A 14,727-nucleotide genomic window follows, 5' to 3' on the forward strand; every position below is an offset into this window, starting at 1 on the left:
TGGGCAGGAGGCCACTGACTGGGGCAGGCTAGGGACCATGAAGCCACTGCCACTGCCGGTGCGCGTCGCCGCCGGTCTCGCGGTCGCCGCCGTGGAACGCGCTCGCCAGCTTCCGCAGCAGCTCGCCGGGCTGCCCGTGACGGTGGTCAGCGAGGCTCTCCAGTTGTCCATGCGGCTCCAGCAGCAGGTCACCGAGCTGGCCATCAAGGGCGACGACCTGCTCTCCGCGCTGCGGCCGGCCGAGGAGGCGCCGGCGTGGGCGACCTTCGACGAGGACGAACCAGCCGACCAGGATGAGCCGGCCAGCCCCTCCCGGGCCGCCGCGGGTGCGCGGCGCGGTGTGACATTCGCTACCGAGGCCGACAACCTCGGTGCGCCCGACACCGCCCCGGACCCGTGGGCGGTGGAGGAGCAGGCCCTGGCCGACGCGGAGCGGGTCGCGGAGGAGTCCGAGGACGCCGCGCGGGACGCCGACGCGGCTCCCGCCGCGGACCAGGCCCCGTCTTCCGGTGCGGACCAGACCCCGGCCGAGGACGGTCCCGCCGCCCTGCCCAACTACACGGCGCTGTCCCTGCCCCAGGTGCGTGCCCGGATGCGCGGCCTGTCAGCGGACGAGCTGGAACAACTGCTGGCCTTTGAGCGCTCCCACGCGGCTCGCCCCGCCTTCGTCGGCATGCTGACCAGGCGCATCGCCACAGTGCGTGCCCAGTCGTGAACACCGGACCGACATCCCCGGAGCAGCCGTGGCCGGTGCGCACGGTGGCCAGGAAGATCGCCGACTGGATCAACCGGCTGGGCGCGGTGTGGGTGGAGGGCCAGGTCACCCAGGTCTCGGCCCGGCCGGGCACCGCCACCGCGTTCATCACCCTGCGCGACCCGTCCGCGGACATGTCCATGACGCTGACCTGCCCGATCGGGCTGGTCCGCGGCCAGCAGCCGGGCGTGGTCGAGGGCAACCGGGTGATCGTCCACGGCAAGCCCACCTTCTACCCAGGGCGCGGCACGCTCAGCCTGCGCGTGGACGAGATCCGCGCGGTGGGCATCGGCGAACTGCTGGCCCGGATCGAGCGGCTGCGGCGGCTGCTGGCCGCCGAGGGCCTGTTCGCGCCCGAGCGCAAGCGCCGGCTGCCGTTCCTGCCCAACCGGATCGGCCTGATCACCGGGCGGGCCTCGGCGGCCGAGCGGGACGTGCTGACCAACGCCAGAGCCCGCTGGCCGGCGGCCCGCTTTCGGGTGATCAACGTGGCGGTGCAGGGCGTCACCGCGGTGCCCCAGATCCGCACCGCGCTGTCCACCCTGGACGCTGACCCGTCGGTCGAGGTGATCGTGCTGGCCAGGGGCGGCGGCAGCGTGGAGGACCTGCTCCCGTTCTCCGACGAGGCGCTGTGCCGCGCGGTGGCCGCCTGCCGCACCCCGGTGGTCAGCGCGATCGGCCACGAGCCCGACACACCGCTCCTCGATCACGTCGCTGACCTGCGCTGTTCAACCCCGACCGACGCCGGCAAACGGGTTGTCCCGGACGTCGCCGAGGAGACCGCGCGGCTGCGCCAACTGCGTGATCGAGGCCGCCGCGCCCTGCACGGATGGGTGGATCGGGAGCGCCGGCTGCTGGACTCGCTGCGCAGCCGACCGGCCCTGGCCGACCCTCTCGGCCCGCTGCGGCGGCGCGCCGAGGACATCCACGCGTTGCGCGATCGGGCCCGTCGGGCCGTTTCCGCGGCTCTGGCCGTGGAACAGAACGGGTTGACCGCCACGAAAGCACGCTTGACGACCTTGGGACCGGCGGCCACTCTGGCTCGGGGATACGCCGTGGTGCAACGAATAGATCCGGCTGGAGCCGTTGACGTGCTCCGATCGGTGTCTGACGCGCCAGCCGGCACGCTGCTGCGTGTTCGACTGACCGACGGAGCGGTGCACGCGGTGGTGTCCGACGACGGAGCAGATCTCGGGGACAACAACCCAATGGCAAGCGGAGGCAGTGGTGGCGTACCTGGCGCGTGAACCCACATTCCTCCCGTTGACGGTGACCGCCACCCGGGAGGTGGCGCAGCGGGGCAAGCCCGACAAGGCGGCCTCGGTGTGGCCGACCGCCACGGCGTCCGCCGCGCCCGCCCCGTCCGCCTCATCCGCACCGGTGGGCACATCCGCACCGGCGGGCTCGGCCGGCTCAACCGCGCCAGCCGGGTCGGCGGGGCCGACCGGATCGGCCCCGACCGCCGGGGCGACCACGTCGGCCGCGGGCGTGCACGACACCGACGCGCGCACCGTGCACGAGAAGGCCGAGGCCGCCAACACCGCTGCCGCGCACTGCTGGACCGCGCTGCTGGCCGGGTGCGACGGGCCGGGCCGGTGGGAACTGGTCGACCGGTTGCGGGAGCTGTCCGAGGCCACCTCGGCCTATGCCGGCACCCGGTGGTGGTTGACTGACGGGGCGGTGCACCGGAGGCGGGTCGCCGAGGCCGAGGGGCGCATCGAGGAAGCGATCCGCGAAGGTGACGGTGCCGAGTTCGCCGAGGCGTTCGCCGGCTACGACCAGGCCGTGGCCACCGCGGTGGTCTGCGTGCACAGCCGATTGGGGAGTTCGACCACGTGAACGACAACCAGCTGGCCGGGCTGGCCGGGGCGGCGGCCTCGGCGCGGTCCGCCGACGCCCAGGACCTGCCGCCCGGCTCGGCCGGCCAGCCCGAACTGGGCTACGAGCAGGCCAGGGACGAACTGGTCGAGGTGGTGCGGCGGCTGGAGGCCGGCGGGCTGTCCCTGGAGGACTCGCTGGCCCTGTGGGAGCGCGGCGAACTGCTGACCCGGATCTGCGAGCGGCACCTGGCCGGCGCGCGCGAGCGCGTTGACGCCGCACTGGCCGTGGTCGAGGAGGACGTGGCCGACACCGCGCAGGAGTAGCGCGCGGGACTCAGCACTCCCGGGCTCAGGGCTCCCGGGCTCAGGGCACCTGGACTCAGGGCACCGGAGCGCGGCACGACGGCGACCACGCTGCCGAACCGGCCAGCCGGGCCGACATCCCCCGGTTGCCCAGCACCAGGCCACACCTGCGGAAAGGTCCCCTCGTGGGGGGTCCCCCGAAAATCACGTTACCGCTGGGGTCTGACAGTTTCGCGGGCCGACCAGCACGGCCCGCCCGGACCGCCCCCCCCCCCCCCCCCCCCCCCCCCCCCCCCCCCCCCCCCCCCCCCCCCCCCCGGCCGGACCGCCCCGGCCGTTCCTACCCCTCCCGGTGCTACCCACGGCAGGGGGCTGGGTAGCCGGTCACGCCGGACACAGACTCGTGGGCGCGGCGCGCCACTGGGCCGCCGCACACCCGGGAGAAGGGCGAACGTCCACGTGAAGATCATTGTTGTTGGCGCGTCCGGCACGATCGGCACCGCGGTGGTGGCCGCGCTGGCGGCCAACCACGAGGTGGTGCGGGCCGGGCGGCGCGGGCCGGTGCGGGTCGACATGGCCGATGCGGCCTCCCTCGACGCGCTGTTCGCCTCGGTGTCCGACGTCGACGCGGTCATCTGCTGCGCCGGCAGCGGGCGGCTGGCGCCGCTGACCACCGACTCGGACGAGGACTACACGCACGGCCTGCACAGCAAGCTGCTGGGCCAGGTGCACCTGGTGCGCCGGGCCGTCCGGCACCTGCGTGACGGCGGGTCCGTCACGCTCACCAGCGGCACGTTCACGCGCCCCACCCCGGGCAGCGCGTTCGGCGCGCTGGTCAACACCGGGCTGGAGGCCTTCGTGCGGGCCGCGGCCACGGAACTGCCCCGGGGCCTGCGGGTGAACGCGGTCAGCCCGGGCTGGGTGCGGGAAACCCTGGAGGGGATGGGCCTGGACGGCGCCGACGGCACCCCGGCCGCCGAGGTGGCCCGCGCCTTCGTGCACGCGGTGGAGTCACCGGCGGTGCGGGGGCAGGTGCTCCGGCCGGGCAGCGCTAGCCGCTGATCGAGGGCAGCGTGGGCGCCCGCTGCACGGCGGCGGCCACGGTCCGCACCTCGTCCTGGTCGCCGTTGCCGGTGATGAGCAGCCGCACCCCGGCGAGGTCGGTCACCCAGGACCGCTCGTCCTGCCGGCCCGGGTACTCGGTCCACACCTGTCCGTCGACCTCCATGGTCGGGCCGGCGCTTGGCTGCGCGTCCGCGGCCAGGTCGGCCTCCAGCCGGACCAGGTCGACCACCTCGGCCGAGGACTGGGCCAGCCGCAGGTAGCGGCCCTGCGCGGTGAGCCAGCCGACCTGCACGGAGGTGGCGCCGGCGGCCGTGGTGACGGTGTCCGAGGAGTTGGCCCGCCAGCCGGCCGGCAACTGGGGTTCGCGCACCGGGAAGTCGACCAGGCCGGCCGCCCGGTGCAGGGCCACGTCCTGGTCCACGGTGGGTCCGGCGGCGCTGTCCACCGACGGGCCGCCCGGGCTGAACGAGCACCCCCGGCTGATCCCGCCGAGCACCACCACCAACACGCCCAGCACCACCAGGGAGAGCACCATGTCCCGCAGGCCCCGGCCGGCCGGGCGCCGACCCGCTCCGGCGGGCTGGGCACCGGCGGTCCGCCCGGCGGCTGGCTCGTTGGCTGGTGTGTCTCCCACCCGCCCATGGTATTTCGCGGCTCTGGACCGATCTTGTGCTCCCCCGCCCGGTGACGTGGGCCACCCGGGGCGCCGCGAGCCCGGTGAGCACCGGCCTGATCTGCGAGGATGCCGGCAACGACGCGGCGCTGCGCGTGGCCTTGCCGGCCGGCGCGCGGGGTCGGGTGCGCGCTGATCCGCCGCGCACCGGGCCGGTGCGCCGGTCACGTGATTCTGCCGAACGTGCGAGGAGGCGTCATGCCCAGTTCGAGCCCGTCCAGCAGTGCGTCCGATTCCCGTCCCGCCCCGGCTGGTCCGGCGGGCGCGGGGGCCGAACGTCGGCGCGAGGCCCCGGATCGCAACCTCGCGCTGGAACTCGTCCGGGTGACCGAGGCGGCGGCCATGGCGGCCGGCCGGTGGGTCGGCCGGGGCGACAAGAACGGCGGCGACGGCGCGGCCGTGGACGCCATGCGCCAGCTCGTCGGCACGGTGTCCATGCGCGGCGTGGTGGTCATCGGGGAGGGCGAGAAGGACGAGGCCCCGATGCTCTACAACGGCGAGCGGGTGGGCAACGGCGACGGCCCCGAGTGCGACGTGGCCGTGGACCCGATCGACGGCACCACGCTGATGAGCAAGGGCATGCCCAACGCGCTGGCCGTGCTGGCCGTGGCCGAGCGGGGCGCCATGTTCGACCCGTCGGCCGTGTTCTACATGGAGAAGCTGGCGGTCGGCCCGGAGGCGGCGGACGTCATCGACATCACCGCGCCGGTCGCCGAGAACATCCGCCGGGTGGCCAAGGCCAAGCACACCGACGTGTCCGACGTGACCGTGTGCGTGCTGGACCGGCCGAGGCACGCCGAACTGGTGGAGCAGATCCGGGCGGCCGGGGCGCGCATCCACTTCATCTCCGACGGTGACGTGGCCGGCGCGATCTCGGCCGCGCGTCCCGGCACCGGCGTGGACCTGCTGATCGGCATCGGCGGCACGCCGGAGGGGATCATCGCGGCCAGCGCGCTGAAGTGCATGGGCGGGGCGATCCAGGCGAAGCTGTGGCCCAAGGACGACGACGAGCGGCAGAAGGCCATCGACGCCGGCCACGACCTGGACCGGGTGCTGACCACCGACGACCTGGTGCGCGGCGACAACGTGTTCTTCTGCGCGACCGGCATCACCGACGGCGACCTGCTGCGCGGCGTGCACTACCGGTCGGGCGGCTGCACCACCCAGTCGATCGTGATGCGGTCCAAGTCCGGCACGGTGCGGATGATCGACGGGTTCCACCGGCTGACCAAGCTGCGCCAGTACGCGTCGGTGGACTTCGACCGCTGGTCCGGCGACGGGCACGAGGACCCGCTGCCGCCCCTGCCGTAGTCGGCGGTCCCCGAGTTGGCCCCATCAGCGGGCCCCGAGCCGCACTCGCGGGCCGGGGCCCGGACCGGGGCCCGGGCCGGGGTCGGCGCGCCGGCTGGTCAGCCGTTGTCGCTGGAGTGGCCGGGGAACAGGTGGGCCTCGGGGTTGAGTGCCACGGCGATGTTGTTGACGGCCGTGGCCGCCTCGCCGAAGCCGGTGGCGATGAGCTTGACCTTGCCCGGGTAGGCGGCCACGTCACCGGCCGCGTACACGCGCTCGCGCGCGGTGCGCATGGTGGTGTCCACCCGCACGGCGCGCCGGTCCAGTTCCAGGCCCCAGGACTCGATCGGCCCGAGGTCGGCGGTGAAGCCGAGCGCGGCCACCACGGTCTGCGCCGGCAGCACCTTGCGGTCGCCGGCGCGGGTGGTGATCTCCACCTCGCGCAGTTCGGGGTCGCCGCGCAGCTCGGTGACCTCGGCGTCGGTGATCAGCTGCACGCCGAGTTCCCGCACCTGGCGGACGGTCGCGGGGTGGGCGCGGAAGGTGGCCCTGCGGTGCACCAGGGTGACGCTGGCGGCGATGGAGTGCAGCGCCAGCGCCCAGTCGAACGCGGAGTCGCCGCCGCCGACGATCACCACGTGCTGGTCCTGGTGCACCTGCAGCGAGGGCACGAAGTGCACCATGCCCCGGCCCAGCCAGCCCTCGCCGGCGGGCAGCGGGCGGGGCCGGAACTCGCCGATGCCGGCGGTGATCAGCACGGCGCCGGCCCGGACCGCGCTGCCGTCGGCCAATCCGACCAGCACGCGGTCGCCGACCGTGGTCAGCGTGCGGGCCTGGCGGCCGAGCAGGTAGGTGGGCTGCCACCGGTCGGCCTGCTCGACCAGCGCGGCCACCAGGTCGCGGCCGCGCACCGCGGGGAACCCGGCCACGTCGTAGATCATCTTCTCCGGGTACATCGCGGCGACCTGGCCACCCGGCTCGGGCAGCGAGTCGACCAGGGCCACCGACAGGTCCCGGAATCCCGCGTAGTACGCGGCGAACAGGCCGGTCGGCCCGGCCCCCACGATGAGCAGGTCGACGTCCAGGACGTCGGTCAGGGTCGTCTCCAGCGCTTCGAGTTCCCGGTCGACGAGCTGGCCGAGAGGCTCTTCGGACGATGCGGTCACCGAGTGGCCCGCCTTTCTGCCTGTGGTGGACGGCAGTGTTCGCCAACACAGTCGACCCTAGGCGTTTCAGATCACGGTGCCTAGTTTCAGGACCGGGGCCACACTCGGGTCATGGGAGAACAGGAGTACCGCGTCGAGCACGACACCATGGGTGAGGTCCGGGTGCCGGCCAGCGCGCTGTGGCGGGCCCAGACCCAACGCGCGGTGGAGAACTTCCCGATCTCCGGGCGGGGCCTGGAGCGGCAGCAGATCCGCGCGCTCGGGCTGCTCAAGGGCGCCGCTGCCCGGGTGAACGCCCGGCTGGGGGTGTTGGACGGCGAGCTGGCCGAGGCCATCGCCGCCGCGGCCGACGAGGTGGCCGCCGGTGAGCACGACGCGCACTTCCCGGTCGACGTGTTCCAGACCGGGTCGGGGACCTCGTCGAACATGAACGCCAACGAGGTGATCGCCACCCTGGCCAGCCGGCGGCTGGGCCGGGACGTGCACCCCAACGACCACGTGAACGCCTCCCAGTCGTCCAACGACACCTTCCCGACGGCGCTGCGGGTCGCGGCCACCGAGGCGGTGCTCACCGACGTGCTGCCGGCGCTGGAGCACCTGGCCGACACCCTGGAGCGGCGCGCGCGGGAGTGGGCGGACGTGGTGAAGTCGGGCCGCACCCACCTGATGGACGCGGTGCCGGTGACCCTGGGCCAGGAGGCGGGCGCGTGGGCCGCGCAGGTCCGCTTCGGCGTGGAGCGGCTGCGGGACAGCCTGCCCCGGCTGGGCGAGCTGGCCATCGGCGGCACCGCGGTCGGCTCGGGCCTGAACGCTCCGGACGGGTTCGGCGCCGCCGTCGCCGCGGAGCTGGCCGAGGTCACCGGGCTGCCGCTGACCGAGGCGCGCGACCACTTCGAGGCGCAGGCCAGCCAGGACGGTGCGGTGGAGATGTCCGGCCAGCTGCGCACCGTGGCCGTGTCGCTGTTCAAGATCGCCAACGACCTGCGCTGGCTGGGGTCGGGGCCGCGCACCGGCCTGGCCGAGCTGGCCCTGCCCGACCTGCAACCGGGGTCGTCGATCATGCCGGGCAAGGTGAACCCGGTGATCTCCGAGGCCACCATGATGGTGGTGGCCCAGGTGATCGGCAACGACGCGGCCGTGGCCTTCGCCGGCACCCAGGGCAACTTCCAGCTCAACGTGATGCTGCCGGTGATCGCCCGCAACCTGCTGGAGTCGGCGCGGCTGCTGGCGGCGGTGGCCCGGCTGCTGGCCGACAAGGTCGTGGCCGGGGCGACGGCCCAGGTGGACCGGGCGCGCGAGTACGCGGAGTCCTCGCCGTCGATCGTCACCCCGCTCAACCGCTACCTGGGTTACGAGGAGGCGGCCAGCATCGCCAAGCAGGCGCTGGCCGAGCGCCGGACCATCCGCGAGGTGGTGCTGGAGCGCGGCCACGTGGACGCCGGCCGGATCACCGCCGAGCAGTTGGACCAGGCGCTGGACGTGCTGCGGATGGCGCGCGGCGGCCGGTAGCCGGCCCGGTAGTAGGCCCGGTAGCCGGCCCGGGGGCGGGCTGGGCGGGGCGCAGGCCGAGGGCGCAGCCGAGCGCCACCGCGCCCACGCCCAGCGCCGCCACCCCGGTCCACTGCTGCGCGCCCAGCAGGACCGCGGTGACCAGGCCGCCCACCGGCATCATCCCGACCAGCACACCGGCCCGGCCGGCGCCGAGGTCGGACACGGCCCGGTACCACAGGCCGAACGCGACCGCGGTGACCAGCACCCCGAGCACGGCCAGGGCGGCGGCCTGCCGCGCGTCCGGCAGCCGCCAGGCCGCGGTGGCACCGACCAGGCCGCCACCGTCCACGACGCCACCGACCAGGGTGCCGGCCACGCCCGCGCCGACCGCGGCCAGCAGGCAGGACCACACCGACACCGCCAGCGCGCCGAGCCGGGCGACCACCCCCACCGCGAACAGGGTGAACGAGGCTTCGCACGCCATGGTGAGCAGGGCGAGCACCAGGCCGGGGCCGTGCCACGAGCCGCCACCGGACAGCACCACCACGCCGGTCACCACCAGCAGCGCGCCCAGCACCACCCGCCCGGCCGGTCGGCGGCGGGCCAGCAGCGGGCCGGCCACGGCCAGCACCAGCGGGCTGCCGCCGAGCACCGCGGCGACGAACCCGGGCTCGGCGTAGCGCTGGGCGTACAGGGCGCAGGCGTTGAAGCCGAGCATGCCGACGCCGACCACGGCGGTGAGCGCGAGCAGGTCCCGCCGGCTGGGCCGGGCCAGGCCGCGCCCGGTGAGCCGCAGCCAGCCCAGCAGCAGCAGACCGCCCACGGCGTAGCGGATGGCCAGTCCCGGCAGCAGCGGGTAGTCGTCGAGCAGGCCGGTGACCGGCACGGACCCGCCGACCAGCAGACAGCCCAGCGCGCCAGCGGCGACCGCGACCCCAGCCGAACCCGACGTGGTGGACGGCTGACCGGACCGTCGAACGGGGAGTTCTGTCACGCGGCCAGCCTGGCCGGCAGGTGGACCAGAATTAAGCTCCACTTCGATGGCACGAGAATGGTCCACTTTGCGGGAACTGCTGCTGCCGGCCGTGGCCGGCGCCAGTCGGGGTCGCCGTGGCCGGGTGTTGGAGGCGGAACTGCGCGCGGCGATCCGCGCCGGCCGGTTGCCCCCGGCCACCCGGCTGCCCGCCACCCGCGACCTGGCCGGCCAGCTCGGCCTGGCCCGGGGCACGGTCACCGCGGCCTACGCGCAGCTGATCGCCGAGGGCTACCTGGTGGCCAGGCACGGCTCGGGCACCCGGGTGGCCGAGGCCGCGACGGTGGGCGGGCCGGTGGCGAGCGGGACGGTGGCGAGCGGGCCGGTGGCCGGGGACCCGGCGGCTGGGCCGGCGGCCGGGGGCGTGGGCGTGCCCGGTGCGGCCGACGCGGTCCTGGCCACGCCGGCCCCGGCGCGCCCGAGGTGGCGGTTCGACCTGCGCACCGGCCTGCCCGCGCTGGGCGCGTTCCCCCGGGCCGACTGGGTGGCGGCGACCAGGGCGGGCCTGGCCGGGTTGTCCAGCGAGGCCCTGGGCTATCCCGACCCGGCCGGCCTGCCCGAACTGCGCCGCGAACTGGTCGGCTACCTGGGCCGGGTGCGCGCGGTGGCGGCCACCCCCGGGCGGGTGGTGATCACCAACGGGTCCACCGAGGGACTGGCCCTGGTGGCCCGGGTGCTGCGCGCCGCCGGGCACCGGGTGGTGGCCGTGGAGCACCCGAGCCACCCCGGCCAGCGGGAACTGCTGCGCGTGCACGGGCTGACCCCGGTGCCCGTGCCGGTGGACGAGGACGGCATCGACGTGACCGCGCTGGCCGCGACCGGCGCCAGGGCCGTGGTGGTGACCTCGGCGCACCAGTTCCCGCTGGGTGTGGTGCTGGCCCCGCACCGCAGGCACGCGCTGCTGGCCTGGGCCAGGAACCGGGACGCGGTGGTCGTCGAGGACGACTACGACGCCGAGCACCGCTACGACCGGCCGGCGCTGGGCGCGGTGCAGGCGCTGGCCCCGGAGCGGGTGGTCTACCTGGGCAGCGTCAGCAAGGTGCTGGCGCCGGCGCTGCGGATCGGCTGGCTGGTGGCGCCGGCCCGGCTGGCCGCGGACCTGGTGGAGTTGAAGCGCCTGAACGACCTGGGCTGCGGCACGCTGCCGCAGGCGGCGTTCGCCCACCTGCTGCGGGCCGGCGGCTACGACCGGCACCTGCGTCGCACCCGGGCGCTGTACCGGCGGCGCCGCGACGCGCTGGTGGCCGCGCTGGCCGAGCACCTGCCGCACTGGCACCCGGTCGGGGTGGCCGCCGGCCTGCACGTGGTGGTCCGGCTGCCGGACGGCACGGACGACACGGCCCTGCGGGAGCGGCTGGCGCGGCACGGCATCCACGCGCCCGCGCTGGCCGACTTCGCGCCCGCCCCGGTCGCGGCGCCGTTTCCCGGGCTGGTGCTCGGTTACACCGCGCTCTCCCCCGACCGGCTGCGCGCCGCGGTCGCCGAGATCGCCCGGCTCGCTCGGGGCGGGTGAGCCGGACCGGCCCGGCGCCGGCGGGTGGGTGTCGGTGCCCGGGTGCACCATGACCGTGTGCTGCTCTCCGAGGTGGTGACCACGTCAACCGCGGTGGCCGCCACGCGGTCCCGGTTGGCCAAGGTGGCGGCCCTGGCCGACCTGCTCCGCCACGCGGCCGCGTCCCCGAGCCCCGCCGAGTCGAGCCCGGCCAGTGGTGAGGGCCTGACCACCGCGGATCGGCTGACGCAGTCAGGCGAGAGCCGAAACACCACGGATCGGCTGACGCAGTCAGGCGAGAGCGGAAACAGTGCCGATCAGCTGACCGGCACAGTGCTGGCCGTGGTGTCCTTCCTGGTGGGGCGGCCGAGGCAGGGTCGGATCGGCGCGGGCTGGCGCACCCTGGTCGGGCTGGACGACGTGCCGCCGGCCGGCACCCCCGCGTTGACCGTGGAGCGGGTGGACGCCGTGCTGGGCGAGGTGGCCGCCGCGTCCGGTCGGGGCGCTGCCGCGCGCCGGGCCGAGGCGCTGCGCGGCCTGCTGGCCGCTGCCACCGCACCCGAACAGGACTTCCTGCGCCGGCTGCTGGCGGGTGAGCTGCGCCAGGGCGCGCTGGAGGGCGTGATGCTGGACGCGGTGGCCAGCGCGGCCGGGGTGCCGGTGGACGCGGTGCGCCGGGCGTTCATGCTGTCCGGCCAGTTGCCGGAGACGGCGGCGGCGGCGTTGACCGGTGGCGCGGCAGCACTGGCCGGGTTCCGGCTCGCCGTGGGTCGGCCGGTGCGGCCGATGCTGGCGTCCCCGGCCCAGTCCCTGCCGGACGCGTTGACCGAGCTGGGCGAGTGCGTGGTCGAGTACAAGCTGGACGGGGCCCGCATCCAGGTGCACCGGGACGGTGACGTGGTGCGGGTGTTCACCCGCAGCCTGCGCGACATCACCAGGAACGTGCCGGAACTGGTGGAGGTGGTCCGCGCGCTGCCGTGCCGGTCGGTGGTGTTGGACGGGGAGACCCTGGCGCTGCGCCCGGACGGCCGGCCGCGACCGTTCCAGGAGACGATGAGCCGGTTCGGCAGCGAGGTGGCCCGGGCCAGGGACAACCCCACCACATCAGCGGACACCGACACATCAGCGGACACCACCACATCAGCGGGCAGCGCCGACGAGGCCGCGGCGAGCACCGACCCCAACACCGCGTTGCTGCTGCACCCGTACTTCTTCGACTGCCTCAGCCTGGACGGGGTGGACCTGCTGGACCTGCCGCTGCGTGAGCGGCTGGCCGCGCTGGAGCGGGTGGCCGGGCGGTTCCGGGTGCCCTCGGCGCTGGGCACCGGCCCGGAGCTGGCCGCCGAGATCCTGGACGCCGCACTGGCCGCCGGGCACGAGGGCGTGGTGGTCAAGTCCCTGGCCGCGCCGTACGCGGCGGGCCGGCGGGGCCGGGCCTGGCAGAAGGTGAAGCCGGAGCACACCCTGGACCTGGTGGTGCTGGCGGCCGAGTGGGGGCACGGCCGGCGCTCCGGCTACCTGTCCAACCTGCACCTGGGCGCGCGGGACCCGGACGGCGGGCCGCCGATCATGGTGGGCAAGACCTTCAAGGGCCTCACCGACGAGCTGCTGGCCTGGCAGACCTCGGTGTTCCCCACACTGCGCACCCGGGCCACGGACTGGCTGGTGGAACTGCGGCCGGAACTGGTGGTGGAGATCGAACTCGACGGGGTGCAGGTGAGCCCGCGCTACCCGGGTGGGGTGGCCCTGCGGTTCGCCCGGGTGCTGCGCTACCGGCCGGACAAGAACGCCGACGAGGCGGACACCATCGACGCGGTGCGTGCGCTGCTGCCCGGCGCGGCCGAGGGCGCCGGCCCGTGACGCCGACGCCGGTGGTGCCGGTGGTGCCGGTGGTGGGCGGATCGGCTGCCGCGGTCAGGCGAGCGCCCGACCGGCAGGGCCGAACCACCCGCGTCTGGCGGGTTCTGCGAGTACGCTCGTTGTCTCGTGCGGTTCCTCAACGAGCAGCGCCCCAGCCATGACCTGACCTACGACGACGTCTTCCTGGTGCCCCGCCGGTCCGGTGTCGAGTCCCGGTCCGACGTCGATCTGTCCACTTCGGACGGAATGGGCACGACGATCCCGCTGGTGGTGGCCAACATGACGGCGGTGGCCGGTCGACGGATGGCCGAGACCGTGGCCCGCCGGGGCGGCCTGGTGGTGTTGCCCCAGGACGTCGCGCCCGAGGCGGTCGCCGAGATCGTGGCCTGGGTCAAGCAGCGCCACGTCCTCTGGGACACCCCGCTGGTGCTGCGCGCCGGCGACTCGGTGGCCGACGCGTTGAACCTGCTGCCCAAGCGGGCGCACGGCGCGGTGGTCGTGGTCGACGACAACGGCCGGCCCACCGGGGTGGTGGACGAGGCCGCCTGCACGGGCGTGGACCGGTTCACCCGCGTCGGCGAGGTCGCCGACCCCCACCTGGTCACCCTGCCGCTGGACACGCCGGCCAGGGAGGTCTTCGAGCACCTGCACGGGCGGACCGCGCGGATCGCCGTGGGCGTGACTGAGGCGGGTGTGCTCGCCGGGGTGTTGACCGAGGTGGGGGCGCTGCGGGCGGAGATCTACCAGCCGGCGACGGACGCGGCCGGGCGGCTGCGGGTGGCCGCGGCCATCGGCGTGAACGGGGACGTGGCCGCCAAGGCGAGGGCGGTGCTGGACGCCGGGGTGGACGCGCTGGTCGTGGACACCGCGCACGGCCACCAGGAGAAGATGATCTCGGCGTTGCGCGCGGTGCGCTCGGCCGGGCCGGACGTGCCGGTGATCGCCGGCAACGTGGTGACCGCCGAGGGCGTGCGGGACCTGGTCGAGGCCGGTGCGGACGTGCTCAAGGTCGGGGTGGGCCCGGGCGCCATGTGCACCACCCGGATGATGACCGGGGTGGGGCGGCCGCAGTTCTCGGCGGTGCTGGAGTGCGCCACCGAGGCCCGCCGGCTGGGCCGGCACGTGTGGGCCGACGGCGGGGTGCGCCACCCGAGGGACGTGGCGCTGGCCCTGGCGGCCGGCGCGGCCAGCGTGATGATCGGCTCGTGGTTCGCCGGCACCTACGAGTCGCCCGGTGATCTGCGGCGCGACGAGAACGGCCGGCCGTACAAGGAGTCGTTCGGCATGGCCTCCAAGCGCGCGGTGACCGCGCGGACCAGGACGGACAGCGCGTTCGACCGGGCCCGCAAGGCCCTGTTCGAGGAGGGCATCTCCACGTCCCGGATGCTGCTGGACCCGCTGCGGCCCGGGGTCGAGGACCTGATCGACGTGATCTGCTCCGGGGTGCGGTCGGCCTGCACGTACGCGGGTGCCCGGACGCTGGAGGAGTTCCACGAGCGCGCGCTGCTGGGCATCCAGTCGGCCGCTGGCTTCGCCGAGGGACGGCCCCTGCCCGCGGGCTGGTGACCACTGGGGCGAGCCGGACCTAGCACAACTTCGGCTCGCCCCACCAACGATCACCCGATCGTGCACGGGGTTGTCCACAGGTCCCGCGGTTGTCCACAGGCGTGCGCAACGGACCGGTCCACGCGGGGGTGGACGGATAGGCTGGTCCAGGGGACGCCCCCCTGGGAGGGCGGGGGCTGGCCTTCTTCAGCCGCTGACCCCCGCAACCCGCTGG

13 protein-coding genes are annotated in these 14,727 nt (G+C 75.0%); 10 read left to right on the forward strand and 3 right to left on the reverse strand.

Annotation, left to right across the window (positions count from 1 at the left end; all coding sequences use genetic code 11):
• Nucleotides 1–37 precede the first annotated feature (37 nt).
• The 5 genes from LX83_RS12725 to LX83_RS12745 all read left to right on the forward strand — a co-directional run bounded on the left by LX83_RS12725 (nucleotide 38) and on the right by LX83_RS12745 (nucleotide 3,939).
• Complete coding sequence (locus tag LX83_RS12725) at nucleotides 38–715, forward strand: lipid droplet-associated protein (RefSeq protein ID WP_253770712.1); 678 nt, start codon at nucleotides 38–40, stop codon at nucleotides 713–715.
• Nucleotides 712–2,001 (forward strand): exodeoxyribonuclease VII large subunit, encoded by a 1,290-nt coding sequence (gene xseA, locus LX83_RS12730; protein ID WP_253770714.1) that lies wholly within the window; start codon nucleotides 712–714, stop codon nucleotides 1,999–2,001. The genes LX83_RS12725 and xseA overlap by 4 nt, the downstream gene beginning before the upstream one ends.
• Before the next feature lie 241 nt (nucleotides 2,002–2,242).
• On the forward strand, nucleotides 2,243–2,593 hold the full coding sequence (locus LX83_RS12735) for a sugar ABC transporter substrate-binding protein (RefSeq protein ID WP_253771152.1): 351 nt from the start codon (nucleotides 2,243–2,245) through the stop codon (nucleotides 2,591–2,593).
• A gap of 65 nt (nucleotides 2,594–2,658) precedes the next feature.
• Complete coding sequence (locus LX83_RS12740; RefSeq protein WP_253771155.1) at nucleotides 2,659–2,898, forward strand: exodeoxyribonuclease VII small subunit; 240 nt, start codon at nucleotides 2,659–2,661, stop codon at nucleotides 2,896–2,898.
• Between the two features lie 438 nt (nucleotides 2,899–3,336).
• Nucleotides 3,337–3,939 (forward strand): short chain dehydrogenase, encoded by a 603-nt coding sequence (locus LX83_RS12745; protein ID WP_253770717.1) that lies wholly within the window; start codon nucleotides 3,337–3,339, stop codon nucleotides 3,937–3,939.
• Here LX83_RS12745 and LX83_RS12750 read toward each other — a convergent pair.
• Nucleotides 3,929–4,576, reverse strand: a complete 648-nt coding sequence (locus LX83_RS12750) for a DUF4245 domain-containing protein (RefSeq protein WP_253770720.1) — start codon at nucleotides 4,574–4,576, stop codon at nucleotides 3,929–3,931. The genes LX83_RS12745 and LX83_RS12750 overlap by 11 nt on opposite strands.
• A 237-nt stretch (nucleotides 4,577–4,813) precedes the next feature.
• On the opposite strand from LX83_RS12750, the gene glpX reads away from it, so the two are divergent.
• On the forward strand, nucleotides 4,814–5,926 hold the full coding sequence (gene glpX, locus LX83_RS12755; protein ID WP_253770723.1) for a class II fructose-bisphosphatase: 1,113 nt from the start codon (nucleotides 4,814–4,816) through the stop codon (nucleotides 5,924–5,926).
• 98 nt (nucleotides 5,927–6,024) lie between these two features.
• Here glpX and LX83_RS12760 read toward each other — a convergent pair whose 3' ends face one another.
• On the reverse strand, nucleotides 6,025–7,002 hold the full coding sequence (locus tag LX83_RS12760; RefSeq protein ID WP_253771157.1) for an NAD(P)/FAD-dependent oxidoreductase: 978 nt from the start codon (nucleotides 7,000–7,002) through the stop codon (nucleotides 6,025–6,027).
• 180 nt (nucleotides 7,003–7,182) lie between these two features.
• Between LX83_RS12760 and LX83_RS12765 the strand changes: the two genes are divergently transcribed.
• Entirely contained in the window at nucleotides 7,183–8,580 is a 1,398-nt protein-coding gene (locus LX83_RS12765) for a class II fumarate hydratase (protein ID WP_253770725.1), read from the forward strand.
• On the opposite strand, the gene LX83_RS12770 is transcribed toward LX83_RS12765, so the two are convergent.
• On the reverse strand, nucleotides 8,519–9,556 hold the full coding sequence (locus LX83_RS12770) for a DMT family transporter (RefSeq protein WP_253770727.1): 1,038 nt from the start codon (nucleotides 9,554–9,556) through the stop codon (nucleotides 8,519–8,521). The two genes, LX83_RS12765 and LX83_RS12770, sit on opposite strands and share 62 nt — an antisense overlap.
• A gap of 46 nt (nucleotides 9,557–9,602) precedes the next feature.
• Here LX83_RS12770 and pdxR point away from each other — a divergent pair, with 46 nt between their 5' ends.
• From pdxR to LX83_RS12785, 3 genes are all read left to right on the forward strand, one after another.
• Entirely contained in the window at nucleotides 9,603–11,108 is a 1,506-nt protein-coding gene (pdxR, locus tag LX83_RS12775) for a MocR-like pyridoxine biosynthesis transcription factor PdxR (RefSeq protein WP_253770728.1), read from the forward strand.
• A 57-nt stretch (nucleotides 11,109–11,165) separates the two neighbouring features.
• The gene (locus tag LX83_RS12780) at nucleotides 11,166–12,947 is read left to right on the forward strand and encodes an ATP-dependent DNA ligase (RefSeq protein ID WP_308203969.1); all 1,782 of its coding nucleotides are present in this window, start codon (nucleotides 11,166–11,168) and stop codon (nucleotides 12,945–12,947) included.
• A 126-nt stretch (nucleotides 12,948–13,073) separates the two neighbouring features.
• The gene (locus LX83_RS12785) at nucleotides 13,074–14,513 is read left to right on the forward strand and encodes a GuaB1 family IMP dehydrogenase-related protein (protein ID WP_253770730.1); all 1,440 of its coding nucleotides are present in this window, start codon (nucleotides 13,074–13,076) and stop codon (nucleotides 14,511–14,513) included.
• Nucleotides 14,514–14,727: the final 214 nt, after the last annotated feature.

The sequence above is a fragment of the Goodfellowiella coeruleoviolacea genome (assembly GCF_024171785.1).
GTDB classification, from domain to species: Bacteria; Actinomycetota; Actinomycetes; order Mycobacteriales; family Pseudonocardiaceae; genus Goodfellowiella; species Goodfellowiella coeruleoviolacea.

Coding starts and splice junctions, on each gene's coding strand:
- LX83_RS12725 (WP_253770712.1), top strand. CDS start 38: ATGAAGCCACTGCCACTGCCGGTGCGCGTCGCCGCCGGTCTCGCGGTC.
- glpX (WP_253770723.1), top strand. CDS start 4,814: ATGCCCAGTTCGAGCCCGTCCAGCAGTGCGTCCGATTCCCGTCCCGCC.
- LX83_RS12765 (WP_253770725.1), top strand. CDS start 7,183: ATGGGAGAACAGGAGTACCGCGTCGAGCACGACACCATGGGTGAGGTC.
- pdxR (WP_253770728.1), top strand. CDS start 9,603: ATGGCACGAGAATGGTCCACTTTGCGGGAACTGCTGCTGCCGGCCGTG.